Source organism: Salinivirga sp., assembly GCF_035268865.1.
Lineage (GTDB): Bacteria > Bacteroidota > Bacteroidia > Bacteroidales > Salinivirgaceae > Salinivirga.
This window is the reverse complement of record NZ_DATFKB010000230.1, coordinates 1-5,905: the sequence shown is the minus strand read 5'-3', so window position 1 is coordinate 5,905 and position 5,905 is coordinate 1. Positions and strand designations below refer to the sequence as shown.

Genomic DNA, 5,905 nt, shown 5'->3' with positions numbered 1-5,905 from the left:
TAAAAAAATTGCTTGATAATATGCCGGAAACAAACGGGCAAACACTTTTTTTGGAATTACTCGCTTGTGATGGTGGTTGTATAAATGGCCCCGGACGAGCATCTTCCGGTGAAATCATACAGTCGAGGAGTGCTGTGCTTGCCACAAATCAGGAGCAGGAGGGAGCTGTTTTGGCCAATTATTCAGCTATCCCATTAGCCATGGATTATCAATTTAATTTTATTGAGAAACAACCCATCTTTCCTGAAGATGAAATACGCGAAGTATTGTCGTCCATCGGAAAAATGACACCTGACGATGAGCTTAATTGCGGTGGTTGCGGATATAATACGTGTAGAAATTTTGCACAGGCCATTTTGGGAGGTAAAGCTGAAAGACAAATGTGTGTGAGTTACATGCGTAAAATGGCACAAAACAAAGCTTCGGTGCTGCTGCGTAAAATGCCTTACGGAGTTGTAATTGTGGATGAAAATCTAAAAGTAATTGAGTCGAACGAGTTGTTTGCTTCCATTTGGGGTGAGACATCCCAACTGGCATATGATGCCCGGCCTGGTCTGGAGGGTGCAAGTATCGAGAAACTTACCCCTTTATCAAGGTTGTTTAAAAACTTACTGCATTCAGGTCACGAACGTATTGAGAAAGATCTTGAATACGAAGGGCGTGTTTTGCATGTTTCATTATTCACTATCCAGAAACACAAGCAGGTTTGTGCTATTGTGCGGGTACCGGGTGAACATGATGTGTCTGTTGATGAACTAATGTTGCGCCTGAAGCAAGTGGTAAGAGAAAACATGCAAACAGCACAAAAAGCAGCCAGTCTTATTGGAGAGAACGCTGCCAATACGGAGTGTGCAATTAATACTGTAATGGACTCAATGAAAGGAGGGTTCAATGCGTAAAATGTTCATTGATAGCGATTCAGGCTATATGCCTAAAAATGGCCAGATTGTATGTGGCGATGTTTTTTTGAGCGAAAAAATGAAAAATGAAAATCGTCTTACAGCTGTCCTTTCTGATGGACTTGGTTCTGGAATTAAGGCAAATATTCTGGCCAACATGACAGCAACCATGGCTTTGAATTTTACAATCAATGATCAGCCTGTTGAGCGCAGCGCAATTTCTATCAGGGAAACGTTGCCCGTTGATCCTGTGCGAAAAATAGCCTTTGCTTCCTTTACCATTGTCGACACCGAATTTGACGGACAAACACGTATTATTGAATATGGAAATCCTCAGTTTTTGGTTTTTAGAAAAAATAAACCATTGGAGCTTGAGCGTAGTTTTTTAGTCGATGGTGAGGTTGATATTTCAGATTTTCAAGCTTGTCGTGAAGATCGTATTGTGCTGTTTAGCGATGGTGTTTCACAATCCGGAATTGGTCGTAAGGATATGCCGTTTGGATGGGAAACCAAAGCAATGACTGATTTTATCAGCAATAAAATTACCCGCGACCCGAATATTTCTGCACATCAATTACACAAATGTATTCTTCAGCAAGCCTCGATGAATGACATACAGAAGCCCAAGGATGATATTACATGTGCTGTGCTTTATTTTCGAAATCCACGAAAACTATTGGTATGCACAGGTCCGCCTTATGACAAAACAAATGATTTGAATGTTGCACGCAAGATTAAAAATTTTGAAGGACATACCGTTGTTTGTGGTGGCACAACAGCTCAAATTGTGGCCCGGGAATGGAAGGAAGAAGTAGTGGTTGATATGGAGCATTTTTCTAAAGACATTCCTCCCATTTCTCATATTCATGGTGTTGATTTGGTTACCGAAGGAATTCTTACCCTTGGAAAAGCTGCCGAGCTCTTAAAATATGGTACTTATGAGCAGGCAGAGGCCACAGATCCGTCACGCTTACTGGTCGATCAATTATTAACTCACGATTATATTGAATTTATGGTGGGAACAAAGATTAATGAAGCGCACCAGGATCCTAACCTGCCTGTTGAATTGGAGATTCGGCGCAATGTGGTAAAAAAAATTGCCTATATACTCGAGAAAGAATACTTAAAAGAGACAGAACTTAAATTTATTTAGCATGGAAACAAAAAAGATTCAAATTGTAATTTGTACAGGCACATTGTGTCATGTGTTGGGTGGAGCTGAACTTCCTTCCTTGGAGCAGCATCTTCCTGATCATCTTAAAAATCAGGTTGAGATCAAAGGTTCTCCATGTATTAATCATTGCAAAAATACAGACATGAGACCACCTTTTGTGGAGATTAACGGAGAGGTGATCGAACAAGCTTCAATAACTAGAATTCGGGAACATCTGGAAAAACTGACAGCCAATGACTCCAAATAAGAATAACGCTTCAATAATTCGAAAAGATTTGCTTATCCGTTTGTATCGGGAATTGCTAAGCAACGATACAGCAAATGTGGACAGAATTCCGATAATCATCAAACCTCGTGGTCGGGAACCATGGCGTTGTTGCGTTTACAAAGACCGGGCTGTGCTCAAATATAAAATAATGTCGATGCTGGGTTATAGCGAAGCCGATGAAAAGGATGAACTCACACCGCTGAGCTGGTATGCTGAGCATCCAAAAGGTACAAACAGTTTTTATCTGAATCTGATTGAGGAGGCATGCAGCAATTGCCCGCCCCCAAGCTATGTTGTAACCAACCTTTGTCGTGGCTGTGAGGCCCGCCCGTGTCAGGTTAATTGTCCGAAAGATGCGGTTAGTTTTCAAAACGGACAAGCAGTTATAAATGCTGAAAATTGCATAAACTGCGGGAAATGTATGCGTGAGTGTCCGTATAATGCCATCCACTATCAGCCACGTCCGTGCGAAGATGTTTGTCCGGTCGACGCCATTTATCAAAATCCTAAAGGCTATGAAGAAATTGATATGGAAAAATGCATTCTTTGTGGGCGTTGCCTTCAGTCTTGTCCCTTTGGTGCAGTTATTCCATCATCTGATTTTCCGCTTCTGCTGGAAGATATGAAAAGTGAAACTCCGGTTGTGGCCATTGTGGCACCTGCTGTGGCAGGACAGTTTCGTACTTCGCTTGAGAAAATTTATGCGGCTATCCGAAATGTCGGGTTCGATGAGGTTTACGAAGTGGCAGAAGGAGCCGAAAAAACAGCATCGTTGGAGAGTGCAGAACTTTTACATCTTAAAGCACAAAATGAACATCCGGGACTGATGAGTTCCTGCTGCCCGGCATGGGTCAATTTTGTGAAAGGCAACAAGCAGGAGTGGAAGGCGCATGTTTCTGATACATCAAGCCCGATGGTTTTGACCGCCCAAAGCGTTAAAGAAAAAATCCCGAATGCCAAAGTGGTTTTTATAGGACCCTGTCTGGCCAAAAAAGAGGAAGCACACTCCAGCGCTGAAGTAGATTATGCCATAACTTTTGAAGAGTTAGGGGCAGTATTTGTTGCTGCCGGAATTGAGGTTGCCAATCAGGAAGCAGATTCGATGAGTGAAAAAACGCCGGAAATTGGAAGAGGATTTTCTGCTTCAGGTGGAGTTGCTCGTGCAATAGAAAAAGTAGCCGGGCAGAAAATTAATGCGTATATAGTAAATGGAATTGATAAAATGTCTATTCGGCAAATGACCAAAGCAGTAAAAGATAAAAAAACAGATTTCTTTGAAGTGATGTGCTGCGAAGAAGGCTGTTTAGGCGGAAGTCAGAGTTTAACTTCAGCCAATGAAGCAAAAAGAATTATAAAAAATTAATACGCTATTAGGCATAATTGAGTTCATTGGGGTGGTAAAATATTTTTATCGCCCCAATTTTTGGTAATTAAAATCCTGTTCGTATATTTGCGAACAATAATTTTATTATGAAAATTGATCCGATAACAGAAGAACAGAAAAAACTTGCCCGATATGCCAAAGCATTCGGGCATCCGGTGCGTCTGTATGTGCTCGATTTGCTTTCAAATCAAACATGCTGTTACAGTGGTGATTTGACAGAGGATTTGCCAATTGCCAAGTCAACCTTATCGCAACATTTAAAGGAGCTAAAAGATGCCGGATTAATACAGGGCCAAATTGAAGCACCAAAAATCAAATATTGTGTCAATAAAGAAAATTGGGAAGAAGCCCAAAGATTATTCAAAAAGCATTTGGGCATCTGATATTTTTTTGTTTTAATTGTTCGTAGTTTTACGAAATACGAAGTGTAATTTAAATAATCATTATCATGGAAATTAAAGTATTAGGAACCGGTTGCGCAAAGTGCAAAACACTGGAAAAAAACACACGCGATGCTGTCGCAGAACTAGGTATTGATGCCAATGTGCAAAAAGTCGAGGATATCATGGAGATCATGCAGTATGGTGTTTCGAGAACTCCTGCAGTTATGATAGATAATAAAGTTGTGGTAGCAGGAAAATCACCATCCACTGAAGAATTAAAGAAATTATTAACCCAAAATCAGTAAAACATGCAATTATTCAAAATATTGATCGCAGGATTGGCTTTAGTGCTTTCATTTGCATCTTGCAATAATGAAAAAGGTGCTACAAAAGAAAAAGATGAAAAAGAGGTAGTAAAGCAATCACCAGTTAAAGCTGAGCAAGTAGCTGTTTACTATTTTCATAGTACACGCAGATGCGCTACCTGTCAGGCTGTAGAGCGTGTTTCGAGAAGTGCGGTAAAGAATTTTTTTGACGGAAACATTCCTTTTGCAAGTTATAATATTGAGGAAGATGGAGGTGCCGCGAAAGCCAAAGAGGTAGATGTTAAAAGTTCTGCCCTTGTGATTATGCGAGATGGAGAGAAAATAGATATTACAGATGAAGCTTTCATGAACGCACGCTCAAATCCCCAAAAACTTAAAGCACTCATCAAAGAAAAAATTGAACCACTAAAAAAGAGCTAATTTGAATGGAAGAGTTTCTAGGTAATTTGGTCAGCAATAGCTCTTTTCCAATTGTTACAGCATTTTTACTTGGATTGATGACCGCCATTAGCCCGTGCCCTATGGCCACGAACCTAACAGCTATTGGCTTTATTAGTAAAGATGTGGAACACAAGAAGCGTGTGTTTTATAGTGGATTGATATACACACTGGGCAGAGCCATTACTTATACCGTGCTGGCATTGATAATTTATTTTGGTGCCGACCAGCTTGAACTTTCCGGTTGGTTCCAGATATATGGGGAAAAGTTTCTCGGACCACTACTAATCATAATAGGACTCTTTATGCTGGATGTGGTTAAATTAAAACTTCCGGGCATTGGTAATTTGAGTCAGCGTATAGAGCAAAAAAAATCAAAAACCTATCTCGATGCCTTACTGTTAGGCGTGTTGTTCGCCCTGGCTTTTTGTCCTTACAGCGGGGTGATATATTTTGGCATGCTCATTCCCATTACAGTAACAAGTGCTTCGGGGTTGTATTTGCCTATTGTTTTCGCCATAGCCACCGGAATTCCGGTCATTATTTTCGCATGGCTGCTGGCTTATACTGTTTCCGGTGTAGGTTTGCTCTACAATCGTATAAAAACCTTTGAATTTTGGTTCAGACGCATAATTTCCATAGTCTTTATTGGTGTGGGAGTGTATTATGTGGTGATTATTTATTTTTAATTTATAAAAACCATTAAGACATTAAGGAAATTAAGAATACTTATCTTAATGAATCTTAATTTCTTAATGGTTTAATTTCAGAACAAATGGAAAACAAAAAAGAATTTAAAATACTTAGCTGGATAATCATAATTTTCCTGTTTGCGTACTTTATGCCACTAGAAAGTGCACGATTTACAGGCGCTTTAATGGCCATGTTCGATCTCACGAAGTGGTATGCACAGGAACATGTAATTTTATGTTTGTTACCGGCTTTTTTTATAGCAGGTGTAATAGCTGTTTTTGTGAGTCAGGGGGCCGTGATGAAATATTTCGGTGCCAATGCCAAAAAGTGGCTTTCTTAT

General features: G+C 40.0%; 8 protein-coding genes and 1 pseudogene. All 9 read left to right on the top strand.

The window, feature by feature from the left end:
- The coding region (locus tag VJ937_RS13780; protein WP_324068019.1) for a (Fe-S)-binding protein at positions 1-899 on the top strand (899 nt) is incomplete at its 5' end.
- Positions 892-2,052 carry a SpoIIE family protein phosphatase gene (locus VJ937_RS13775; protein ID WP_324068017.1) on the top strand — a complete coding sequence of 387 codons (1,161 nt, stop codon included), beginning with the start codon at positions 892-894 and terminating at the stop codon, positions 2,050-2,052. The genes VJ937_RS13780 and VJ937_RS13775, both read left to right, overlap by 8 nt.
- Before the next feature lies 1 nt (position 2,053).
- A complete protein-coding gene (locus VJ937_RS13770) occupies positions 2,054-2,320 on the top strand; it encodes a hypothetical protein (protein ID WP_324068016.1) in 267 nt (88 codons plus the stop codon).
- Complete coding sequence (locus tag VJ937_RS13765; RefSeq protein ID WP_324068014.1) at positions 2,307-3,704, top strand: monomeric [FeFe] hydrogenase; 1,398 nt, start codon at positions 2,307-2,309, stop codon at positions 3,702-3,704. Before VJ937_RS13770 ends, VJ937_RS13765 begins: the two co-directional genes overlap by 14 nt.
- Positions 3,705-3,811: 107 nt before the next feature.
- Entirely contained in the window at positions 3,812-4,108 is a 297-nt protein-coding gene (locus tag VJ937_RS13760; RefSeq protein ID WP_324068012.1) for a metalloregulator ArsR/SmtB family transcription factor, read from the top strand.
- Between the two features lie 65 nt (positions 4,109-4,173).
- Positions 4,174-4,413, top strand: a complete 240-nt coding sequence (locus VJ937_RS13755) for a thioredoxin family protein (RefSeq protein WP_324068010.1) — start codon at positions 4,174-4,176, stop codon at positions 4,411-4,413.
- A gap of 3 nt (positions 4,414-4,416) precedes the next feature.
- Positions 4,417-4,854 carry a nitrophenyl compound nitroreductase subunit ArsF family protein gene (locus VJ937_RS13750; RefSeq protein WP_324068008.1) on the top strand — a complete coding sequence of 146 codons (438 nt, stop codon included), beginning with the start codon at positions 4,417-4,419 and terminating at the stop codon, positions 4,852-4,854.
- A 5-nt stretch (positions 4,855-4,859) separates the two neighbouring features.
- Entirely contained in the window at positions 4,860-5,561 is a 702-nt protein-coding gene (locus VJ937_RS13745; protein WP_324068006.1) for an aromatic aminobenezylarsenical efflux permease ArsG family transporter, read from the top strand.
- 86 nt (positions 5,562-5,647) lie between these two features.
- Positions 5,648-5,905: pseudogene (locus tag VJ937_RS13740) on the top strand (hypothetical protein); the annotation flags it as partial.